General features: G+C 54.6%; 21 protein-coding genes. 11 read left to right on the top strand and 10 right to left on the bottom strand.

The window, feature by feature from the left end; genetic code table 11:
* The first annotated feature begins 229 nt into the window (after nucleotides 1–229).
* Genes glpA through glpC form a run of 3 tightly spaced genes read left to right on the top strand, consistent with a single transcriptional unit; the run spans nucleotide 230 to nucleotide 4294 of the window.
* The gene (gene glpA / locus HV345_RS08165; protein ID WP_016157025.1) at nucleotides 230–1858 is read left to right on the top strand and encodes an anaerobic glycerol-3-phosphate dehydrogenase subunit A; all 1629 of its coding nucleotides are present in this window, start codon (nucleotides 230–232) and stop codon (nucleotides 1856–1858) included.
* Nucleotides 1848–3107 (top strand): glycerol-3-phosphate dehydrogenase subunit GlpB, encoded by a 1260-nt coding sequence (gene glpB, locus HV345_RS08160; protein ID WP_046275944.1) that lies wholly within the window; start codon nucleotides 1848–1850, stop codon nucleotides 3105–3107. Before glpA ends, glpB begins: the two co-directional genes overlap by 11 nt.
* Nucleotides 3104–4294 carry an anaerobic glycerol-3-phosphate dehydrogenase subunit GlpC gene (gene glpC, locus HV345_RS08155; protein ID WP_047359207.1) on the top strand — a complete coding sequence of 397 codons (1191 nt, stop codon included), beginning with the start codon at nucleotides 3104–3106 and terminating at the stop codon, nucleotides 4292–4294. Before glpB ends, glpC begins: the two co-directional genes overlap by 4 nt.
* A gap of 39 nt (nucleotides 4295–4333) precedes the next feature.
* On the opposite strand, the gene yfaU is transcribed toward glpC, so the two are convergent.
* From yfaU to HV345_RS08125, 6 genes are all read right to left on the bottom strand, one after another.
* Entirely contained in the window at nucleotides 4334–5137 is an 804-nt protein-coding gene (yfaU, locus tag HV345_RS08150) for a 2-keto-3-deoxy-L-rhamnonate aldolase (protein ID WP_049281473.1), read from the bottom strand.
* Between the two features lie 25 nt (nucleotides 5138–5162).
* The gene (locus tag HV345_RS08145; RefSeq protein ID WP_016153808.1) at nucleotides 5163–6452 is read right to left on the bottom strand and encodes an MFS transporter; all 1290 of its coding nucleotides are present in this window, start codon (nucleotides 6450–6452) and stop codon (nucleotides 5163–5165) included.
* Between the two features lie 56 nt (nucleotides 6453–6508).
* A complete protein-coding gene (gene rhmD, locus HV345_RS08140) occupies nucleotides 6509–7714 on the bottom strand; it encodes an L-rhamnonate dehydratase (protein ID WP_181636476.1) in 1206 nt (401 codons plus the stop codon).
* A gap of 13 nt (nucleotides 7715–7727) precedes the next feature.
* The gene (locus HV345_RS08135; RefSeq protein WP_142417554.1) at nucleotides 7728–8510 is read right to left on the bottom strand and encodes an IclR family transcriptional regulator; all 783 of its coding nucleotides are present in this window, start codon (nucleotides 8508–8510) and stop codon (nucleotides 7728–7730) included.
* Nucleotides 8511–8728: 218 nt separating this feature from the next.
* Nucleotides 8729–9931: a nicotinamide mononucleotide deamidase-related protein YfaY gene (locus HV345_RS08130; protein WP_016153811.1), complete on the bottom strand. Its 1203-nt coding sequence runs from the start codon at nucleotides 9929–9931 to the stop codon at nucleotides 8729–8731.
* 79 nt (nucleotides 9932–10010) lie between these two features.
* A complete protein-coding gene (locus tag HV345_RS08125; protein ID WP_181636475.1) occupies nucleotides 10011–10553 on the bottom strand; it encodes a YfaZ family outer membrane protein in 543 nt (180 codons plus the stop codon).
* Nucleotides 10554–10871: 318 nt separating this feature from the next.
* Between HV345_RS08125 and nudI the strand changes: the two genes are divergently transcribed.
* The 8 genes from nudI (at nucleotide 10872) to arnF (ending at nucleotide 18961) form a co-directional block, all read left to right on the top strand.
* On the top strand, nucleotides 10872–11297 hold the full coding sequence (gene nudI / locus HV345_RS08120; protein WP_016153813.1) for a nucleoside triphosphatase NudI: 426 nt from the start codon (nucleotides 10872–10874) through the stop codon (nucleotides 11295–11297).
* Nucleotides 11298–11584: 287 nt separating this feature from the next.
* Nucleotides 11585–12724 carry a UDP-4-amino-4-deoxy-L-arabinose aminotransferase gene (gene arnB / locus HV345_RS08115; RefSeq protein ID WP_181636692.1) on the top strand — a complete coding sequence of 380 codons (1140 nt, stop codon included), beginning with the start codon at nucleotides 11585–11587 and terminating at the stop codon, nucleotides 12722–12724.
* A 2-nt stretch (nucleotides 12725–12726) separates the two neighbouring features.
* Nucleotides 12727–13710 carry an undecaprenyl-phosphate 4-deoxy-4-formamido-L-arabinose transferase gene (gene arnC / locus HV345_RS08110; protein ID WP_049281478.1) on the top strand — a complete coding sequence of 328 codons (984 nt, stop codon included), beginning with the start codon at nucleotides 12727–12729 and terminating at the stop codon, nucleotides 13708–13710.
* Complete coding sequence (gene arnA, locus HV345_RS08105; RefSeq protein ID WP_181636474.1) at nucleotides 13707–15689, top strand: bifunctional UDP-4-amino-4-deoxy-L-arabinose formyltransferase/UDP-glucuronic acid oxidase ArnA; 1983 nt, start codon at nucleotides 13707–13709, stop codon at nucleotides 15687–15689. Before arnC ends, arnA begins: the two co-directional genes overlap by 4 nt.
* Nucleotides 15686–16588, top strand: coding sequence for a 4-deoxy-4-formamido-L-arabinose-phosphoundecaprenol deformylase (arnD, locus tag HV345_RS08100; protein ID WP_181636473.1), 903 nt, complete (start codon nucleotides 15686–15688; stop codon nucleotides 16586–16588). Before arnA ends, arnD begins: the two co-directional genes overlap by 4 nt.
* The gene (arnT, locus tag HV345_RS08095) at nucleotides 16585–18243 is read left to right on the top strand and encodes a lipid IV(A) 4-amino-4-deoxy-L-arabinosyltransferase (RefSeq protein ID WP_181636472.1); all 1659 of its coding nucleotides are present in this window, start codon (nucleotides 16585–16587) and stop codon (nucleotides 18241–18243) included. The genes arnD and arnT overlap by 4 nt, the downstream gene beginning before the upstream one ends.
* Nucleotides 18240–18575 (top strand): 4-amino-4-deoxy-L-arabinose-phosphoundecaprenol flippase subunit ArnE, encoded by a 336-nt coding sequence (arnE, locus tag HV345_RS08090; protein ID WP_016153819.1) that lies wholly within the window; start codon nucleotides 18240–18242, stop codon nucleotides 18573–18575. Before arnT ends, arnE begins: the two co-directional genes overlap by 4 nt.
* Nucleotides 18575–18961, top strand: a complete 387-nt coding sequence (gene arnF, locus HV345_RS08085; RefSeq protein ID WP_016153820.1) for a 4-amino-4-deoxy-L-arabinose-phosphoundecaprenol flippase subunit ArnF — start codon at nucleotides 18575–18577, stop codon at nucleotides 18959–18961. Before arnE ends, arnF begins: the two co-directional genes overlap by 1 nt.
* Nucleotides 18962–18963: 2 nt before the next feature.
* Here arnF and pmrD read toward each other — a convergent pair whose 3' ends face one another.
* From pmrD to menB, 4 genes are all read right to left on the bottom strand, one after another.
* Nucleotides 18964–19227: a signal transduction protein PmrD gene (gene pmrD, locus HV345_RS08080; protein ID WP_047416297.1), complete on the bottom strand. Its 264-nt coding sequence runs from the start codon at nucleotides 19225–19227 to the stop codon at nucleotides 18964–18966.
* 95 nt (nucleotides 19228–19322) lie between these two features.
* Nucleotides 19323–20747: an o-succinylbenzoate--CoA ligase gene (gene menE, locus HV345_RS08075; protein ID WP_181627180.1), complete on the bottom strand. Its 1425-nt coding sequence runs from the start codon at nucleotides 20745–20747 to the stop codon at nucleotides 19323–19325.
* A complete protein-coding gene (menC, locus tag HV345_RS08070) occupies nucleotides 20744–21706 on the bottom strand; it encodes an o-succinylbenzoate synthase (RefSeq protein WP_181627179.1) in 963 nt (320 codons plus the stop codon). Before menC ends, menE begins: the two co-directional genes overlap by 4 nt.
* Entirely contained in the window at nucleotides 21706–22563 is an 858-nt protein-coding gene (menB, locus tag HV345_RS08065) for a 1,4-dihydroxy-2-naphthoyl-CoA synthase (RefSeq protein ID WP_181636471.1), read from the bottom strand. The genes menC and menB overlap by 1 nt, the downstream gene beginning before the upstream one ends.
* Nucleotides 22564–22572 lie beyond the last annotated feature (9 nt).

Raw genomic sequence — 22572 nt, 5'->3', positions numbered from 1 at the left:
GCAGTTCGTCATTACTGCCCTACCGCTCCCAGTGTGGCCGCGATGTTAAGGAAAGATACATAACAAAAATGTGAAACGCTGCACATATTGTTACAGATTTATGACAAATGTTCATAAAGGCGCACGAAATCACGTTTCATTTTCGAATAATGAGCGATTATGCGCGAAATCAAACAATCCATGTTTTTTATGTGGCTAAATGATAAAAAACGAACTGTGAGGAAAAACAATGAAAATTCGCGACTCGCAAACAAGTGACGTGATTATCATTGGTGGAGGAGCAACAGGTGCAGGGATCGCACGCGATTGTGCGCTGCGCGGGTTGCGCGTCATCTTAGTGGAACGCCACGATATCGCCACAGGGGCGACCGGACGTAACCACGGTCTGCTGCACAGCGGTGCACGCTACGCCGTCACCGACGCTGAATCTGCCCGGGAGTGCATCAGCGAAAACCAAATTCTCAAACGTATCGCCCGTCATTGCGTTGAGCCGACGGACGGTCTGTTTATTACCCTGCCGGAAGATGAACTCTCCTTCCAGGCAACCTTTATTCGCGCCTGTGAAGAGGCCGGTATTCGCGCAGAAGCAATTGACCCTAAGCAGGCGCGCATTATCGAACCTTCCGTCAACCCACAGCTGATTGGCGCGGTAAAAGTGCCGGACGGCACGGTTGATCCTTTCCGCTTAACCGCCGCCAACATGCTGGATGCGCGTGAGCATGGCGCAGTAATCTTAACGGCGCATGAAGTGACGGGACTGATTCGTGAAGGGGCAACGGTTTGCGGCGTGAACGTACGCAATCATCTGACGGGTGAGATGCAGTCTCTGCATGCACCGGTAGTCGTCAACGCCGCCGGGATCTGGGGCCAGCGCATTGCGGAATATGCCGATCTGAGCATCCGTATGTTCCCGGCCAAAGGTTCGCTGCTGATTATGGATCACCGCATTAACCAGCATGTCATCAACCGCTGTCGTAAGCCGTCTGACGCCGATATCCTGGTGCCCGGTGATACCATTTCGCTGATTGGTACCACCTCACAGCACATTGATTACGATGATATCGACAGCAACCGCGTCACCGCAGAAGAGGTCGATATACTGCTGCGTGAAGGCGAGAAACTGGCACCGATTATGGCGAAAACGCGCATTTTACGCGCCTACTCCGGCGTGCGTCCTCTGGTAGCCAGCGACGACGATCCAAGTGGCCGTAACGTCAGTCGTGGGATTGTACTGTTCGATCACGCCCAGCGTGACGGACTGGACGGGTTTATCACCATTACCGGCGGCAAATTGATGACCTACCGCCTGATGGCAGAGTGGGCCACCGATGCCGTTTGCCGTAAGCTGGGCAATACCCAACCTTGCACAACGGCAGACACGGCGCTGCCTGGCTCACAAGAATCGACCGAGCATACGCTCAAACGCGTGATCTCGTTGCCCGCGCCACTGCGCGGCTCAGCGGTCTACCGTCACGGCGATCGCACCCCTGCGTGGCTTAGCGAAGGTCGTCAGCACCGCAGCCTGGTCTGTGAATGCGAAGCGGTCACTGCAGGTGAAGTGCAGTACGCCGTCGAGAATTTGACCGTCAACAGCCTGCTGGATTTGCGTCGCCGTACCCGTGTTGGAATGGGGACCTGCCAGGGCGAATTGTGTGCCTGCCGCGCCGCAGGTTTGCTGCAACGTTTTAATGTCACCACCGCCGCGCAATCTATCACCCAGCTTTCCGATTTCCTCAATGAACGCTGGAAAGGCGTGCAGCCTATCGCCTGGGGAGATGCGCTGCGCGAAAGCGAATTCACACGCTGGGTCTATCAGGGATTGTGCGGTCTGGAAAAGGAGCACCAGGATGAAATTTGATACCGTCATTATCGGCGGCGGCCTGGCCGGACTACTGTGCGGCCTGCAACTGCAAAAAAGCGGTTTACGCTGCACGATTGTCACTCGCGGCCAAAGCGCCCTGCATTTCTCCTCCGGCTCACTGGATTTGCTCAGCAACTTACCCGATGGCCAACCGGTGACGGATATAGAAGCAGGCCTGAATGCGCTGCGCACTCAGGCACCCGCGCACCCGTACAGCACCATCGGAACGCACAACGTCCTGGAGCTGGCCCAGCAGGCGCAAAATCTTCTCGAAGAATGCGGAACGCATTTGCAAGGCAAGGTACATCAGTCACATCAACGCATCACCCCGCTGGGAACGCTGCGCTCAACCTGGTTAAGTTCCCCGGAAGTTCCGGTCTGGCCGCTGTCCGCGCAGCGTATCTGCGTTGTAGGTATTAGCGGTTTACTGGATTTTCAGGCACATCTCGCCGCGGCGTCGCTGCGTCAACGCAATCTCAGCGTCGAGACGGCAGAAATCGATCTGCCTGAGCTGGATGTCCTGCGTGATAACCCGACCGAGTTTCGCGCCGTCAATATTGCGCGCCTGCTGGATAACGAAGATAAATGGTCGCTGCTCTATGACGCTTTACTGCCAGTAGCAAAAACCTGCGACATGATAATTATGCCGGCCTGCTTCGGTCTGGCGGATGAACAGCTCTGGCAATGGCTTAACGAGCGCCTCCCCTGCTCGCTGACGCTGTTACCGACCCTACCGCCTTCGGTACTGGGTATGCGTTTGCATAACAAATTGCAGCGCCAGTTTGTGCGCCAGGGCGGCGTCTGGATGCCGGGTGATGAAGTGAAGAAAATCACCTGTCAGGACGGCGTAGTCAGCGAAATCTGGACCCGTAATCATGCCGATATTCCTTTGCGGCCACGTTTCGCCGTGCTCGCCAGCGGCAGCTTCTTCAGCAGCGGGCTGGTCGCCACGCGTGAGGCCATCTACGAACCTATCCTGGGGCTGGATGTACAGCAAACCGCCACGCGCGCCGAGTGGTATGAGCGTGACGTCTTCGACCCACAACCGTGGCAGCAGTTTGGCGTTACGACCGATGCAGGGCTGCGCCCGTCGCTGGCGGGACAAACGATAGAGAACATGTATGCCATCGGTTCCGTTCTCGGCGGATTCGACCCTATCGCCCAGGGTTGCGGAGGCGGCGTGTGCGCTGTTAGCGCCTTACACGCCGCACATCATATTGCGAAACGTGCAGGAGGCCAGCAATGAGCGACACACGTTTTGAAAGTTGTATCAAATGCACGGTGTGCACCACGGCCTGCCCGGTAAGTCGCGTCAATCCGAACTACCCTGGTCCTAAACAGGCCGGACCGGACGGTGAGCGTCTGCGCCTGAAAGATGGCGCGTTATATGACGATGCGCTGAAATACTGCATCAACTGTAAGCGTTGCGAAGTAGCCTGTCCGTCAGATGTGAAGATTGGCGATATCATCCAACGCGCGCGCGCCAAATACGACACAACGCGTCCGTCGCTGCGTAACTTTGTCTTAAGCCATACCGATTTGATGGGTAGCGTGTCCACACCGTTCGCCCCGATAGTGAATACCGCCACCTCACTCAAACCGGTGCGTCAGCTGCTGGATTACGCGCTAAAAATCGACCATCGCCGTACGCTACCGAAGTACTCTTTTGGCACCTTCCGCCGCTGGTATCGCAGCGTTGCCGCACAGCAAACGCAATATCAGGATCAGGTTGCCTTTTTCCACGGCTGTTTTGTGAATTATAACCATCCGCAGCTCGGCAAAGACCTGATCAAAGTGTTGAATGCGATGGGAACCGGGGTGCAACTGCTGAGCAAAGAGAAATGCTGCGGCGTACCGCTGATTGCCAACGGCTTTACCGATAAAGCGCGTAAGCAGGCGGTGAGCAACGTGGCCTCCCTCAGAGAAGCGATTGACGGCAAAGGCATTCCGGTGATCGCCACCTCATCAACCTGCACCTTTGCGCTGCGTGATGAATATCCGGAAGTGCTGGACGTCGACAACTCAGGTCTACGCGAACACATTGAACTGGCAACCCGCTGGCTGTGGCGCAAACTGGATGAAGGCAAAACGCTGCCGCTGAAAACGCTGCCGCTGAAAGTGGTCTACCACACGCCATGCCACATGGAGAAAATGGGCTGGACGCTCTACACGCTGGAACTGCTACGACAAATTCCAGGGCTGGAGCTAACGGTGCTGGACTCGCAATGCTGCGGGATTGCCGGGACATACGGCTTTAAAAAGGAAAACTACCCGACATCGCAATCCATTGGCGCACCGCTGTTCCGCCAGATTGAAGACAGCGGCGCTGATATCGTCGTCACCGACTGCGAAACCTGTAAATGGCAGATTGAGATGTCTACCAGTAAGCGCTGCGAACACCCCATCACCCTGCTTGCCAAAGCGTTAGGTTAATTCTGTTGCCCGGTGGCGTTGGCTACCGGGCTTTAGCACCTAATAACTACTTTTCAGCGGTTGAATTGCCGGTCCTGATTTAAACATTGCCAGCCTGCGATCCAGCGCTTCGGTATAAAGCATGGTATCCACGCCTACCGCGACAAAATTTGCTCCCCATTGCAGACATTTCTGCGCCATTGCTGGGTCAACAGCGAGGAAACCGGCTGCTTTTCCGGCTGCGCGAATACGGCGAATGCTTTGCTCAATGATCCGCTGCACCTCCGGGTGTCCGGCATTATCCGGGTAGCCTAACGACGCAGAAAGATCCGCCGGGCCAATAAAGACACCGTCAATACCGTCAACGTCCAGAATGGCATCCAGATTATCCAGTGCCGCTTTGCTTTCGACCTGTACCAGCAGGCAGAGTGATTCATTAGCCTGGGCCATATAATTGTCGATACGCCCCCAGCGCGCCGCCCGTGCCACGCTGGCGCCGACACCACGCTCGCCGAGCGGTGGATAACGAGTCGCGGAAACCACCTGAAGCGCCTGCTCTGCGCTGTCGACCATCGGGACAAGCAGCGTCTGCGCGCCAATATCCAGCACCTGCTTGATCAACGCTTTACTGCCCTCCACCGGGCGAACCACAGGCTGGCTGGCATAAGGCGCTATCGCCTGCAGCTGATGGTAAAGATCCTGCACCGTGTTCGGCGCGTGTTCTCCATCAATCAGCAGCCAGTCATAGCCCGACGTCGCGGCAATCTCCGCCATGTAAGAGGTGGTCGAACTAAGCCACAGGCCGACCTGGACTTCCCCTTTGCGTAATCCTTCTTTGAAGGGATTTGATAACAATGCGTTCATAACGATCCTTACAACGTAGATAAGATTAATGATGCGCAGCGCCTGCTTGTGAAACTGAACGGTTCACACTCAGCGTAAAGATGATTAGCGAGCCAATAATCGCGACGCCCGCGAGGACCAGCAGGCCCGCCGCATCGCTGGCAAACACCGTTTCGGCTTTGACGCGCAGAATGGGAGCAATAAAGCCGCCAACGGCACCAAACAGGTTGACGAAGCCGATCCCCGCCGCCAGAGCAGTCCCGGAAAGAAGTTGCGTTGGCATCGTCCAGAACACTGGCTGTACCGCAATGAAACCGACCGCCGCGACGCAGAGCGCCACAATCGCCAGTACCGGTGAAACCAGCCCAGAAAGGCCAATGCCGATTCCTGCCGCCAGCAGCGTCAGCGCGGCAACATTACGCCGGTCGCCGGTGCGATCGGAGTAGCGGGGAATAAGCCATGTACCAAACAGCGCCGCCACCCACGGTATTGCCGCCACGACCGAAGCCGTAAAGCCCACTTTTGTCCCTAACAACGCAGCAACCTGAGTTGGCAGGAAGAAGATCAGGCCATACACCGCCACCTGGATCGTCAGATAGATAATCGCCAGTTGCCAGACACGGCCATTACGCAGCGCATCCGACAGGCGCGAAGTGACCTTTTTCTCCTCTTCACTTGTCAACTGGCTAATGAGCACCGCCTTTTCCTCCGCGCTCAGGAAACGCGCCTGCTGCGGGGTATCATCCAGCCAGAAGAAGGTGAAAATACCCGCGCCTACCGCCAGTAAACCTTCGATAACGAACATCCAGAACCACCCTGGATGCCCCATAAAGCCGTGCATCTCCAACAGCGCACCGGAAAGCGGCGATCCCAGGGTTAACGCCAGCGGCGCCCCCATGTAGAACAGCCCCATGATGCTGGCGCGGTTACGCTGGGGGAACCACTGGGACGTCAGGTAGATCATACCGGGGAAGAAGCCCGCCTCTGCCGCCCCCAGCAGAGTACGGATAATCAGAAATTTCGATTCAGTATCCGCCCATGCCATCGCCGCAGAGAGGAATCCCCACAGCAACGTGGTGGTACCAATCCAGGTTCTGGCACCAAATTTACGCATCAACAGGTTGGCAGGAACCCCCAGAAAGGCGTAAACCACAAAGAAAATCCCCGCGCCCAACGCATAAGCTTCGTTGCTCAGACCGGTATCAATCTGATAGGTCTCTTTGGCAAAACCGATGTTCGAGCGGTCAAGAAACGCCAGCACATACAGCGCCAGCATAAAGGGAATCAAACGGGCGCGGTTTTTCTTCACCACACCATCAAGTAACGTGGTACTCATAGCAAGATCCTCAAAGAAATGAGGGCGTTGCCGTGGTATTGGCAACGCACTGGTCATTAGTGGCTATAAGGGCGCTTCAGATTGCAGTCGCGGTTAAGCTCGACGCCAAATCCTGGTTTGTCGAGCGCCGACTTATGAATGCGGCCATTGACGGGTACCGGTTCGTCCAGAAGGATCGGATCAAACTGTGGACGCATCGTTGAACAATCCGGGCTGGTCATCAAAAACTCGCTGAACGGGGTATTGGTGAACGTGATCACCGCATGGTGCGAGTAAACCGAGGAACCATGCGGCACCACCAGTTGTCCGCGCGATTTAGCAATAGCGGCAATTTCCACCAGCGTGGTTAACCCACCGCACCAGCCCACATCCGGCTGCATGATATCGATGCCGGTTTCTGAGAGTGTGCGGAAGGACTGCAGCGTCCCGTGGTGTTCACCGCTGGTAACCATCATCCCCGCCGGGGCGTTAAGTTTCAGCTCGCGATAGCCTTCATACTGCTGCGGCGGCAGACACTCTTCGATCCACTTCAGATTGGACGGTGCGCAGGCATGGGCCAGTTTGGTGGCATAGTTCACGTCCTGACTCATCCAGCAATCGAGCATCAACCAGAAATCCGGACCGCATTTCTCACGCATGTCGGCTACCATTGCCGCATCTTTGCGGATCCCCGCATCCCCGTCATGCGGCCCCCAGTGGGTCGGCATTTTGCCGCCAATAAAGCCCATTTCTTTCGCCAGATCAGGGCGCGCACCGGTCGCGTAGAATTGAATTTCGTCGCGTACCGCGCCACCCAATAGTTTGTAGACCGGTAAACCCACCACCTTGCCAAACAGATCCCACAGCGCCAGATCCACGCACGAGATGGTGTTCATCACCAGACCGCCGGAGCCGGAGTAGTACATCGTTGCGCCCAGCATCTGGTCGTGAATGAGTTTGATATCACTGACGCATTTCCCTTCAATAAAACGATTGAGATGCTTTTCCACAATAAAGCACCCCATCTCCCCTGCCGTGGAAACAGCAAAACCGGTCTGTCCGTTTTCAGCTTCCACTTCAACAATCAGTGTTCCTAATACGTTGATGCCAAAGGACTGGCGCGATTGCTCATATTCACGATATTTGCTCATTGGCGTGGCGATATGATCGTCAATCCAGTGGTTAGCGCCCTGATCGTGATAATCGCCGCCGCCAGCGCCTTTATCCGCCGTAGCACCACCGGTAAACCAGGCACGAACGTGTTTAATTTTAGGTAGGGTCATGGTGTTCTCCTTTTTATGAAGCGAGTGAGTCGAAGGGACTTTTCCATCCCAACAGGCGTGAAATATCCCTGGCGCAAGCAATCGCTTTACCGGCCAGATAATCACGGTTCTCTTCGTTAATTTGCAGACGAGTGCCGACCACTGAAATCGCGGCGGTCAGTTCATTGTTAGCGTTAAAAACAGGCGCTGCGACGCAGCGAACATCGGGATAATCTTCGCCATTATCAAAGCTCCATCCACGCTGTCGAATACGCTCCAGCTCGTCATTCAACTGCTCTGGCCTGGTGATAGTGGTCGGCGTTGCCTGTTCCCATATCAGCTGTTCAATAATGGCTTTTCGTGCGGCTGCCGGTTGCCAGGCCAGCAGGCATTTGCCGATACCCGAGCGATAGAGCGAAAGACTTTTCCCTTCGTGGGAGCGCACGCTGATAGTGGATGACGATTCCACTTTCAGAATGTAATACGCGCTTTCGTGGTCGATGATCCCGAGATGGCAAAGTAACCCTGTCTCATCCATCAGTTGTGTCAGCCGGGGACGCGCCAGTTCACGTAAATCCATCTTGCTCAGCGCATGCCCGGACAACTCAACCAGCTTGGTCCACAGGCAGTAATTTTCCTGATGATCAATGCTGATAAAGCGCTGACGCTTCAGTTCGTTAAGTAACAGGTACGCGGTGCTTTTTGGAATACCCAGCGCCTCTATGATGGTGGCGGCGCTACATGGGCCGATACGCGCAATGAGATTGAGTATTTCGATCGCCCTGGTGAGCGCGGGAACTTTGCTTGATTCCAACATACTGGACTCCAGTCTGAGATACTGGAATCAGTGTGGTAGGTTAAGGGGGTTAAAATTGTGAAGCGCATCAAATCCTCTCGTTCTTCCAGCTGGCTGGAGAAAAAACGAGCATAATTGTGAACTAACGCACAGATTTTTTTACAGAGAGTGCAACAGGTTGGACTGATAACGGGAAGGCCAGAATGCCTTCCCATAACAAGCGCGTGAGAGGGTGCAAGTCAGGAAGGCAGCGTCAGGGATTCAACCACTTCTATCCAACCGTGTTCGCTGGCAATATCCTGCCCGTTGAGCCAACGGCGCAGCATATTGAGCGCCATCATTGCGCACACTTCCTGACGCACCGACAAACTATAACGATTAGCGTTCAGCCGTACGCGTAAGGCATGCGTTCCATCAGGCGTTGCCAGCGCAAAGTTAATATGTTCGTTTTCGAAAGCCGATACCGCCAGCGCCAGCCCGGCATAATGGTTGCCACGTCGTTCGGTTATCCAGTGTGCCGTTTGCGCCAGCGTTTCTTCCTGGGGCGGAACCACTTCGCTCGCCAACAGCGGAGCATTCGCGCGCGAAAGCTGCAGCGCCACCAGACCACCGGTGAATTGTTCGCTTAGCGTCAGGCTGTATTGCCGTTCCTGCAACGTGCGGGCGATTTGCGCGGGTAAACCTTCCGTACCTTCGAAAATCATATTCTGCCCGGCAACCCGCTTAACTTCTGGCCACAGCGCCAGCATCGCTTCCCGTTGGGAATCCGGCCCGGTCAGCTTCAGTTCGATAATCGGCATTGACGAGCGGTAGCCCATTGTCACTCCCGGTGGCAATTGCAGCGGATCCAGGCTCTGCGCCAGCTCGCTTTCAGAACGACCAAAGGTGGTTAATCGCAGGCATAGCGGGGGTTGAGACAGCGAAAAACGCTCACGCAAACGCGGCAGGATCTCATGCTCAACCATGACTTTAAATTCTGATGGCACTCCTGGGGTAAAGAACATCAGGCAGCGGTTAAGCTTCAGGGCAAACCCACACGCGGTTCCTACCGGATTATTGATGAATTCCGCGCTGGCAGGTAGCTCAGCCTGTTTGCGGTTACTCGGTGCCATCACGCGTCCACGATCGCGGAAATAACGCGCCATCTCGGCGAGCCATGCTTCATGCAGCACCAGCCCTTCACCTTTTGCCGTGGCCGCCGCCAGCGCGCTCAAGTCATCGCTGGTTGGTCCCAGACCGCCGTTAACGATCAGTACATCGGCATGTTCGCTACGCTCACGCAAAACGGCGACCAAATCGTCAAGATTGTCACCTACCGTGTTGCGACGGGTTAGCGGTAACCCCTGATTAAAGAAAAAATCGGCCAGCCAGGCGGCATTCGTGTCGACGATTTGTCCGTGCAACACTTCATCCCCGGTGGATAGCATCTCCACGTTTAACATCGTGTTCTCCTGCTTTTATGATGAAAACACTATAACGCATGGAGGGGGGAAGGCGCGACTGAACGCCGCGCCGGAAAAATCAGAAACTCGCGTTAACCCCAACGTACGGGCCGTCAGCAATCGCGTTATCGCGGTTACCGTCTTTGCTTGCCAGGTTCAGGTAGCGATAACCGGCTTCAATGCTCAGCGGACGCATAATGGTCAGACGCGCACCTGCATTCGCTTCTTCATAGCTGTCGATACCGCTGGAAAGAGAATCGGGAGAGTAATAATACTCGCCAAACAGGCGGAGGCTGTCGCCAATCGGCCACTGCAAACCGCCACCGACCGCCGCCGCGTAACCCTCGTCACCATCATTCGGGTTAGTATAAATGCCTTTCCCACCGACCGTTGCCAGCAGCGGACCGAGAGGAATATTCAGACCCAGTCCCAGACCGGCCGCATCGCCGTCGTCATCGTTATGCATCCAGTTACCGCTGACGGCCAAACCGGTGGTCTCAGTACCCATACCGAAACCCAGGTTGGTGTAGTCTTCGCCAGCCTGGCCGCTGATGCTAATCGCGCTCGCCGACGCGGAAACAAACAGCATTCCGGCAAAACCCAACATTAAACTTTTTTTCATTTTCTATCCTTTCCAGCAAGAATCAAAACATAGCCCCAAAACCTGTGAATTGTACTGTTAGATCACGAGGAATCAATGCACTAAAAAAGCGATGCAATAACATATTGTAAGCAAATACTACTCACAAGATTTAGATAAGGTTAAATTCTTGTAGCAATTACGCCACTGAGGGCAGCAGAACGCCATTTTCAACAAACATCCTGTTTTCCCTGCCAAAGCGGCGTTATTCGTCGATGAAGCGTTTTTTCTACCGTCAGCAAAAGGTAAGATGCGTGCACGATGGAATTTTCTATACCTCCCCCTACAAGGATTCGACTTATGCGCCAAAGAACAATTGTTTGCCCATTAATTCAAAACGATGGCTGTTATTTACTGTGCAAAATGGCTGACGACCGCGGTGTGTTCCCCGGTCAGTGGGCGCTTTCTGGCGGCGGCGTTGAACCGGGTGAACGTATTGAAGAAGCTTTGCGCCGTGAAGTAAGAGAAGAGCTGGGCGAACAACTGGTGTTATCAGATATTACGCCATGGACCTTCAGTGACGATGTTCGCACCAAAACGTACGCCGATGGCAGTCAGGAAGAGATTTATATGATTTATCTCATCTTCGATTGTGTGGCGGCTAATCGTGAAGTGAAGATTAACGAAGAATTCCAGGCATTCGCCTGGGTTAAAGCGGAAGATCTCGGCTCTTACGATTTAAATATCGCCACGCGTAAAACGTTAACCTTGAAAGGGTTACTGTAAATCATCATTTTAATAACGGCATATAATTAGCATTCTTAATAGCGGCATTGCGCTCATCAGTCTGCAGATAACGGCAATGTCGCCCAAACTACTCAAGAACCTACATGATCTTTTTTTCATTAAGATAAAAAACACGCTATTCCTCTATCTGTCCCAAACCTTAAACTCTTAAGGATAAATTAACCTTCCGTCATTACCCTTTGAAGCCTGATGAAATAATTAACGACGCCCCTGTTTATCACTAAAAATAAAACGTCGGTGGCGTTAAATGGCTTGAAGGAATAATGATGCCTGACTTTTTGCCTTTCTCTCGCCCGGCAATGGGGGCTGAAGAACTTGCTGCTGTGAAGACGGTTCTGGACTCTGGATGGATAACCACCGGCCCGAAAAATCAACAGCTGGAAGAAGCCTTCTGCCAGCTCACGGGAAATCAACACGCCGTCGCCGTCTGCTCCGCTACGGCAGGAATGCACATCACGCTGATGGCGCTGGACATCGGTGCAGGCGATGAGATTATTACACCGTCAATGACGTGGGTTTCTACCCTCAACATGATTGTCCTGCTGGGTGCGACGCCAGTCATGATCGACGTTGACCGCGATACGCTCATGGTCACACCGGAGCAAATTGAGGCCGCCATCACCCCGCGAACCAAAGCCATTATTCCGGTACATTACGCAGGCGCCCCCGCCGACCTGGACGCGATTTATGCCATTGGCGAACGCTATGGCATTCCGATTATAGAAGATGCGGCCCACGCCGTAGGGACGTTGTATAAAGGTCGTCATGTCGGCGCGCGCGGCACGGCAATATTCTCGTTTCACGCCATCAAAAATATTACCTGCGCCGAAGGCGGGTTGATCGTTACCGACGACAGCCAGCTTGCCCAACGGCTTCGCAGCCTGAAGTTTCATGGTCTGGGCGTTGATGCCTTTGATCGACAAACCTATGGCCGGGCGCCGCAGGCCGAAGTGCTTGCGCCAGGGTACAAGTACAACCTCACGGATATCAACGCCGCCATTGCGTTGGTACAGCTAAATAAACTGGAACACCTGAACTCACGCCGGGCGCAAATTGCCCGCGAGTATCAACAGGCGCTGGCCGATACGCCATTTCAACCACTGAGTCTGCCCCAGTGGGCGCACGTTCACGCCTGGCACCTGTTCATCATTCGCGTTGACGAAGCCCGCTGCGGTCTGAGCAGAGATGCCTTAATGGAGGCGTTAAAGGCCAAAAATATCGGCACCGGTCTGCATTTTCGTGCGGCCCATTCGCAAAAATATTACCGCGAACGCTTCACTACCCTTTCGCTCCCCAATACAGAATGGAATAGCGCGCGCATTTGCTCACTGCCGTTATTCCCCGATATGACCGCCGATGACACCCAGCGGGTAATTACGGCACTTCGCGAGATTGCAGGACAATAACCATGTTTGAAGCAGCACCGATCAAAAAAGTCTCGGTGGTCATTCCCGTTTTTAATGAACAGGAAAGCTTGCCAGAGTTAATCAGACGTACCAGCGCTGCCTGCGAAAAATTGGGCAAAGACTATGAAATTTTGCTAATTGATGACGGCAGCAGCGACCATTCCGCACAGCTGATGATGGACGCTTCCCAGGCACCGAACAGCCACATTGTTTCTATTTTATTGAATCGCAATTACGGGCAACACTCGGCGATTATGGCCGGTTTCAGTCATGTCACCGGCGACGTGATCATCACACTGGATGCCGATTTGCAAAACCCGCCAGAGGAGATCCCACGGCTGGTCGCCACCGCAGATGAAGGCTTCGATGTGGTCGGCACGGTACGTCAGAACCGTCAGGACAGCGTATTTCGTAAGACCGCATCGCGAATGATTAACCATCTGATTCAGCGCACCACCGGTAAAGCGATGGGCGACTACGGTTGCATGTTACGCGCTTATCGCCGCCACATCGTCGATGCCATGCTGCATTGCCAGGAGCGCAGTACCTTTATCCCGATTCTGGCCAACATTTTTGCCCGGCGCGCTACGGAAATCCCGGTACACCATGCAGAGCGAGAATTTGGTGACTCCAAATACAGCTTTATGCGTCTGATCAACCTGATGTATGACCTGGTGACCTGTCTGACCACAACGCCACTTCGTATGTTGAGCCTGTTGGGCAGCGTAATCGCCGCCACTGGCTTTACCTTGTCTATCCTGCTTGTGGTTCTGCGTCTGACGCTCGGTCCACAGTGGGCCGCGGAAGGGGTATTCATGCTGTTTGCCGTCCTGTTTACCTTTATCGGCGCACAGTTTATTGGCATGGGTTTACTCGGCGAATATATCGGTCGCATCTATAACGATGTCCGCGCCCGCCCCCGCTATTTTGTTCAACACGTTATCCGCCCACAAACCACGCAGCCAACCGAGGAAAACCGCGCATGAAAGCCATCGTATTTGCCTATCACGATATGGGATGTCAGGGTGTCCAGGCTTTGTTGGATGCCGGTTATGAAATCGCTGCCATTTTTACGCACACTGATAATCCGGGCGAAAAAGCATTTTTTGGTTCGGTTTCCCGCCTTGCCGCCAGCGCCGGAATTCCGGTTTACGCCCCGGACGAGGTCAATCATCCCTTGTGGATTGAACGCATTAGCCAACTGGCGCCGGATGTTATCTTCTCGTTCTACTATCGTCATTTACTGAGTGATGAGATCCTCAGTCTTGCGCCTGCGGGGGCTTTTAATCTGCACGGTTCGTTGCTGCCGAAATACCGTGGTCGCGCGCCGCTGAACTGGGTATTGGTCAATGGCGAAACCGAAACCGGCGTCACGCTTCACCGCATGGTCAAACGCGCGGATGCTGGCGCCATTATTGCCCAGCAGCACGTCGCTATTTCGCCGGATGACGTGGCGTTAACGCTGCACCATAAATTGTGCCAGGCTGCGCGTCACCTGCTGGAACAGGCACTGCCCGCGATTAAAACCGGGGATTATGCAGAACGCCCCCAACAGGAAGCAGATGCTACCTGTTTTGGTCGCCGTACACCGGAAGATAGCTTCCTCGACTGGAACACACCTGCCGCGGAGTTGCATAACCAGGTCCGCGCCGTCAGCGATCCGTGGCCGGGCGCATTTAGCTATGTCGGTACACAAAAGTTCACCGTCTGGTCATCGCGCGTTTGCGTAAATGACTCAGCGACCCAACCGGGTACCGTCATCTCCGTTTCTCCTTTGCTGATCGCCTGTGGCGATGGCGCCCTGGAAATTATTACCGGACAAGCTGGCGATGGTATTGCAATGCAAGGGTCGCAACTGGCGCAGGTTCTGGGCCTGGTTCCAGGCTCCCGCCTGAACAGCCAGTCGGTTGCCACCAGCAAATGCCGTACCCGTGTGCTGATCCTTGGCGTTAATGGCTTCATTGGTAACCATCTGACCGAACGCCTGCTGCAAGAAGATCATTACGAAGTGTATGGGCTCGATATTGGCAGTGACGCCATTGGGCGTTTTCTGCAGCATCCGCGATTCCACTTCGTCGAAGGCGACATCAGCATTCACTCCGAATGGATTGAATACCATGTTAAAAAATGCGACGTCGTGCTGCCGCTGGTGGCGATCGCAACGCCAATCGAATATACCCGCAACCCGCTGCGCGTATTTGAGCTCGATTTTGAAGAGAACCTGAAAATCATTCGCTACTGCGTGAAATACCGTAAGCGCATCATTTTCCCGTCAACGTCCGAAGTCTACGGCATGTGTACCGACAAAGTTTTCGATGAGGACAGCTCGAATCTGATCGTCGGTCCGGTGAATAAACCACGCTGGATTTACTCCGTTTCCAAGCAGTTGTTGGACCGCGTAATCTGGGCGTACGGCGAAAAAGAGGGATTGCGCTTCACCCTGTTCCGCCCGTTTAACTGGATGGGGCCGCGTCTGGACAGCCTTAACGCCGCGCGTATCGGCAGCTCACGCGCCATTACCCAACTGATCCTCAATCTGGTGGAGGGTTCACCGATTAAGCTGATTGAAGGCGGCAAGCAAAAACGCTGCTTTACCGACATTCGGGATGGTATCGAAGCCCTGTACCGCATCATTGAAAACGAAGGCGGACGCTGCGACGGTGAGATTATCAACATCGGTAATCCGCAGAACGAAGCGAGTATTCAGGAACTGGCAGAAATGCTGCTTACCTGCTTTGAAAAACATCCATTGCGTAGCCACTTCCCGCCGTTTGCCGGTTTCCGTGACGTCGAAAGCAGCAGCTACTATGGTAAAGGTTATCAAGACGTTGAACATCGTAAGCCCAACATCCGCAATGCGAAACGCTGCCTGAACTGGGAGCCCACCATTGAGATGCAGGAAACGGTAGAAGAGACGCTGGACTTCTTCTTACGCAGTGTGAATATCACGGAACACACATCATGACCCAAGTCGGCTTGCGCATAGATGTCGATACTTTCAGGGGGACGCGCGAAGGCGTACCCCGCCTGCTGGAGACATTGAATCGACATAACGTGCGGGCAAGTTTTTTCTTTAGCGTTGGACCGGACAACATGGGACGCCACCTCTGGCGTCTTGTGAAACCACAATTTCTGTGGAAGATGCTGCGCTCAAACGCCGCATCACTTTACGGATGGGATATATTGCTGGCGGGAACCGCCTGGCCGGGAAAAGAGATCGGCCAGGCCAACGCGGCGATCATTGCGCAAACCGCCCTGCTTCATGAAACCGGTCTGCATGCCTGGGATCACCATGCCTGGCAGGCGCGAAGCGGAAACTGGAATGACAAACAGCTGATTGATGATATTTCACGAGGCATCATGGCCCTTGAAACTCTTATCGGACAACCCGTCACCTGTTCTGCCGTTGCCGGATGGCGTGCCGACGATCGCGTCGTCCACGCCAAAGAAACGTTCCATCTGCGTTATAACAGCGACTGTCGGGGAACGTCGTTATTCCGTCCGGTGCTGACGTCCGGGAAAACAGGTACGCCGCAAATTCCCGTCACGCTACCCACCTGGGATGAAGTGGTTGGTCAGGAAGTCCAGGCGGTGGACTTCAACGCTTACATTCTCTCCCACATCCAGATGAGCAGAGGAACACCGGTGTATACCATTCATGCGGAAGTTGAAGGCATCGCCTTTCAGCTGAATTTTGACGAGCTGCTTACTCGCGCCGCAGACATGGGGATAACATTTTGCCCGCTCGGCGACCTGTTACCGGACGATGTCAGTTCGCTGCCAACAGGGCAGATCGTGCGTGGCAAAATATCCGGCAGAGAGGGATGGGTCGGCCGCCAACAACCAGTGAGTGTGACAAGATGAAACATACTGTCCGCTACACCCTGGCATTTATCGCTTTTATTGCGCTGTATTTTATTCTCCCCATCAACAGTCGCCTGCTGTGGCAGCCTGATGAAACGCGCTATGCCGAAATCAGTCGGGAAATGCTGACCTCTGGCGACGGGATCGTTCCGCACTTTTTAGGGCTACGGTATTTTGAAAAACCGATTGCCGGATACTGGTTAAACAGCATCGGGCAATGGCTGTTTGGCGCCAATAATTTCGGCGTCAGAGCAGGAGCCATTTTTGCCACTTTGCTGACGGCGCTAATGGTAGCCTGGCTTGCCATGCGGTTGTGGCGGGATAAGCGCACCGCCGTACTCTCTTCGGTTATCTTTTTAACGTTTTTTTCGGTTTACAGCATCGGTACCTACGCGGTACTTGATCCCATGATTGCGCTCTGGCTAATGGCGGGCATGTGCTGCTTTTGGGAGGGGATGCAAGCCACCAGCAGAATGCGCAAAATTACCGCCTTTCTGCTCTTAGGGTTAACCTGCGGCGTGGGCGTGATGACCAAGGGTTTCCTGGCACTCGCCATTCCTGTGCTCAGCGTATTACCGTGGGTTTTCGTACAAAAGCGCTGGAAAGATCTCATTATCTACGGTCTGCTGGCAGTAGTCGGTTGCATCGTGACTGTGCTGCCTTGGGGAATAGCGATTGCCCGGCGTGAGCCGGATTTCTGGCATTACTTCTTCTGGGTCGAGCATATTCAACGTTTCGCGCGGGAGGATGCCCAACATAAGGCCCCCGTCTGGTACTACATTCCGGTATTGGTGGCAGGCGCATTACCGTGGCTCGGGCTGCTCCCCGGCGCGCTGCGTACGGGCTGGCGTGAACGGGATGTTCCGCGCAGCGCACTGTACCTGCTGAGCTGGATTATCATGCCAATCCTGTTTTTCAGCATTGCGAAAGGAAAACTGCCGACCTATATTCTTTCCTGCTTCGCGCCGCTGGCAATATTGACGGCGCGTTTCGGCCTGCAGGCCGCGCAAAAAGGCGCAACCGCGCTGCGCGTGAATGGCTGGATCAACGTTCTGTTCGGCGTGACCGGCATTGTCGCCACGTTTATTGTTTCTACACTGGGTCCATTAAAGACGCCGGTCTGGTCGCATATCGAAACCTATAAGGTGTTTTGTGCGTGGGGCATTTTTATCATCTGGACGCTCTTTGGCTGGTATACGCTAAATAACCGCGAGAAGAACTGGACGTTCGCAGCGTTGTGTCCATTAGGCCTGGCACTGTTGTTTGGCTTCTCCATTCCTGACCGGGTGATGGAATCTAAACAGCCACAATTTTTTGTCGAGATGACCAAAGAGTCGCTGGAGTCGAGCCGTTATATTCTCACCGACAGCGTTGGCGTCGCCGCGGGGCTGGCCTGGAGCCTGAAGCGTGACGACATCATAATGTACGGACAAACGGGCGAGTTAAAATATGGCCTTAACTACCCGGATGCCCAGGGGCGTTTTGTCGGTCGGGGGAACTTTGCCGAGTGGTTAGCGCAACATCGTCAGCAAGGAAACATTACGCTCGTGCTCACAATTGATAAGGATGAAGATATTAATCGACTTGCTATCCCTCCCGCTGACTATATCGATAATCAGGGGCGTCTGGTCCTGATTCAGTATCGGCCGAAATGATCTGGATAGCCTTAGTTCTCGCCAGCCTGCTCAGCGTCTGCGGTCAGTTATGTCAGAAGCAGGCGTCGCGACCCGTTCCCGTTCGAGCGCGAAAACGCCACATTACGCTATGGATTGGGCTTGCTCTGGCAAGTCTCGGTCTGGCCATGCTGCTATGGCTGGCGGTGCTGCAGAACATTCCGGTCGGCATCGCCTACCCCATGCTGAGTCTTAATTTTGTATGGGTGACTCTGGCTGCCTGGAAAATCTGGCGCGAACCCGTCACCCCGCGCCACTGGCTGGGAGTGGGGTTAATCATCACCGGCATCTTTATTCTTGGGAGCGCGGTGTAATGGGCATCTTTTGGGGATTATGCAGCGTTATTATCACTTCAGCCGCCCAGTTGAGTCTTGGCTTTGCGATGGATAATCTGCCGCCAATGCTGCAGCCGCAGCAATTCATTTCTGCCGTATTCTCTCTTAGCGTCGGCGCATTTGCTTTGTATGCCGGACTGGCAGGGTATTTACTGTCGGTGATTTGCTGGCATAAAGCGCTGCACCAGCTCGCACTGAGCAAAGCGTATGCCCTGCTCAGCCTGAGCTATGTACTGGTGTGGGTTGCATCAATGATCCTGCCCGGCTGGCAGGGAATATTTTCAGCGAAAGCGCTCGCCGGAGTGCTGTGCATCATGGCAGGGCTACTGACGATTTTTTTACCTTCACACCAGCGCCAACCCTGAGATTATTTATCTTCAGACAGTCGTAACAGGCGTTCCCATTCCTCGCACGTGTACTGTCTGGCATCAATTATTTTGATTAACCGTGAGGTATCGCGATTAATGCAATACAGTGCATCTTTCAGCGGTGAAAGGAGGTCTCCGGGCTTAACCCACTCGGAAGAGTGCGCCTCAGCCAGCATCTTTAGCGAACCGCCGCCATCACAAAGTACGATATAGAGCCTGCCTGCTTTTTTGTGACAGCAAGACTTCTTCACATGCCATTCCATAGCGCACCTTTTGTTAAAAAATTTCACAACAGGTTACACATTAGCAGATAAACAAAATGACAATAGCGACTCAATAGCGAAAGTGAGAAATGTAATTACTGTTTGCTTAATTTTAAGAATGAAGCACTTACCCAATCTGACAGCGCACGACGAGAGATTTTAATCCCTCCGGATTTTAGTTCGGGTGGCAATGTCAGCCAGCATACCGGTTGCTGAAAGCGGGCCAGCTTATCTTTCACCCACTCTGCCAGATTGGTGTCACCCGCATTGGTGTCATACTCAACGACCGCCACCGGGCGATGACCAAACTCTTTGTCTTCTATCGGCACAATGAAGGCTTGCAGAACATGCGGATGCGCAGCAATCACGCGTTCCACCTCTTCCGGCTGTATGCCTTCCCCGCCGCTAAAGAACAGATTGTCCATCCGACCGACAATGGTTAACTTGCCGTCCTTCAACACCCCGCGATCGCGGGTGGCAAACCAGCCTTCCGCGTTTACTAAAGGAATCAGTTGCCCGTTACGCCAGTAACCTTGCGCCATGCTGGCGGCACGCAGCCAGACTTCACCATCAACGATTCTGACTTCTCTGCCTGCCAGGGGCGACCCCACATCTGCCAGGCCATCCGCTTCTTTCGCACAGACCGTAGAAGCAAACTCCGTTAAACCGTAACCGCACCAGCAGCGAATCCTTTGCTCGCGCGCCTGTTCCGTCAATTCAACAGGAATTGCCGCGCCACCCAGGAGCACTGCTTTGAGCGTTACCGCCGTTTTGTTGACCAGCAGGCGCCACAGCTGCGTGGGCACCAGCGAAGCATGAGTGCATCCAGCCAGCATTTGCTCCAATGGTTGCTTGTCGCGCACGGTCATTCGTGCCCCGGCAAACAACCAACGCCACAAAATACCCTGGCCGGAAACATGAAACAGCGGCAGCGAGAGCAGCCAGTCATCTTCAGCATCAAATGGCATTAATGACAGCACGCCCTGCGCGCTTGCCAGATGAGCCTGACAGGTATGCACCGCTGCCTTTGGCAATCCGGTAGAACCTGAGGTTAACGTCATCGTGCTCAACCGCTGGGGTAACCACGCGGCGGCATGCTTGCCTGGCACTGCCTGCATCTGCAACGGATGGAGTCCCGCGAGAACATTAGCTGCCTCAAGATCCAGCGCAAAACGCAGCGTTAAGTCCGGGACCAGCGCGTCAAGCAGCGATTGAGGCAGCTGCGGGTTCACAGGTAAAACCCGCGCCCCACATTGCAGCAATGCCAGCCAGGCCAGCAAAGCACGCGGATGATTCCAGGCGCGAAGCAGGACGCCATCGCCCTCTTCCACGCCCTGAGCGGCAAAACCGCTGGCCAGATGGTCAACGCGCGTGCAGAGCTCGCTCCAGCTTAATACTTCATCGTTGAGGCGTAGAGCAGGCACCTCTGCACGAACCTGTCGCCAGTGACGCCACGGCCAGTCATCGGGTTGTACCAGGCCCGATATGCTTACGCTATCGGGCATTTCCCGCTGGGTCATAGCAGGCGTTCCAGCGCATCAACATCGATACACGGCAATGCGCTACCCGGCCAGGTGCGTACCTGCTGGCACTGCATCAGGCTCAGGGTATCCAGCCCCGGAATGGTCTGCGGCGTCAGCCAGGCGGCAATTCGCGCCAGTTGGGTTAAGCCCAGGCTCGACTCGATCGACGAACTAATAACAGCGGTGAGACCAAGTGCATGCGCCGCTTCCACCTGTTCGCGCACTTTATCGAGACTGCCCGTCAGCGTAGGTTTGATAACCACTGCCTTGACGCCCTCTTCGGCTTCGAAGATGAAATCCGCTTCACGCAAGCTTTCATCCCAGGCAATGGCAATGCCGGTTTCACGCGCAAAAGCACGAGAGTCATCGCGGGTTTTGCATGGCTCTTCGAGAAAAGCGATGCGCCCGCGGTACTCTGGATTAACGTACTTCGCGAACTGCTGGGCTTTCAACTGCGTCCAGGCTCGGTTGGCGTCAAGTCGCAAATGCAGCTCCGGGATAGCCTCAAGCAGCAGGTTGGCGACCATACCGTCGCGAACCGCTTCATACAGTCCGACCTTTATCTTCGCTACTTTTTCACCCGGCATGTCCGCCAGTTGCAGTACCAGATCATCAGGATCGCCCGTACACAGCGGCGCTGCACGGTAGTCTGCGTCTTCTGGCAATGCGCCAGCCAGTTCGGCCAGCGCACAGCTTGCGCCAAAGGCGACCGAAGGCAGCTGCGGTAAGGAAGAATCCCCCTGTAGCCAGCCGTTGACCCAGGCCAGCAGCTCGGTTTGCGCCTCTTCCCAGCTCTCCTGACTGAAGCCGGGCAGCGGGGAGATCTCTCCCCACCCTTCGCGCTCGCCGTCATAAAGGCGAACGTACAGCCCGTCACGCGTTTTTAACCGCCTGTCGCGCAGAATCACCCCCGCGTCCATGGGGATCTGCCAGCGGTATACCTGCGCGCTACGCATTACGGATTCCGTTTAAATTTGCTGAAATCCGGCTGACGTTTCTGGTTAAAGGCGTTACGGCCTTCCTGACCTTCTTCCGTCATGTAGAACAGCATGGTGGCGTTACCCGCCAGCTCTTGCAGACCAGCCTGACCATCGCAGTCGGCGTTCAGTGCAGCTTTCAGGCAGCGCAACGCCATCGGGCTGTTTTGCAGCATTTCACGACACCAGCGTACGGTCTCTTTTTCCAGATCGGCCAGCGGAACCACGGTGTTTACCAGGCCCATATCCAGCGCTTGCTTCGCATCGTACTGACGGCACAGGAACCAGATTTCACGCGCTTTTTTCTGACCGACAATACGCGCCATGTAAGAGGCACCCCAGCCGCCATCGAAGGAACCGACTTTCGGACCGGTCTGGCCGAAGATGGCGTTTTCAGCCGCAATGGTCAGGTCACACATCATGTGCAGCACATGGCCGCCGCCGATGGAAAAGCCTGCAACCATCGCCACTACCGGCTTCGGACAGGTACGAATCTGGCGCTGGAAGTCCAGTACGTTCAGGTGATGCACACCGGAATCATCCTGGTATCCGCCGTAGTCACCGCGCACTTTCTGATCGCCACCCGCGCAGAATGCTTTGTCGCCAGCACCGGTCAGAATAATCACGCCAATGTTGTCATCATAGCGAGCATCCGCCAGCGCCTGGATCATCTCTTTCACGGTGACCGGACGGAAGGCATTGCGTACCTGCGGACGATTAATGGTGATTTTTGCGATACCGTCGGTGGATTTCTCGTAGAGAATGTCGGTGTAGCCTTCAGAGCAATCGTGCCATTCTACCGGTGCGTAAAGCATTGTTTCTTCAGGATAGATCATAAAATGTCC

Origin of the sequence: Citrobacter sp. RHBSTW-00986, assembly GCF_013783065.1 — a bacterium.
Classification (GTDB): domain Bacteria; phylum Pseudomonadota; class Gammaproteobacteria; order Enterobacterales; family Enterobacteriaceae; genus Citrobacter; species Citrobacter braakii.
The sequence above is the reverse complement of the archived record's forward strand: the minus strand, read 5'-3'. Positions and strand labels throughout refer to the sequence as shown.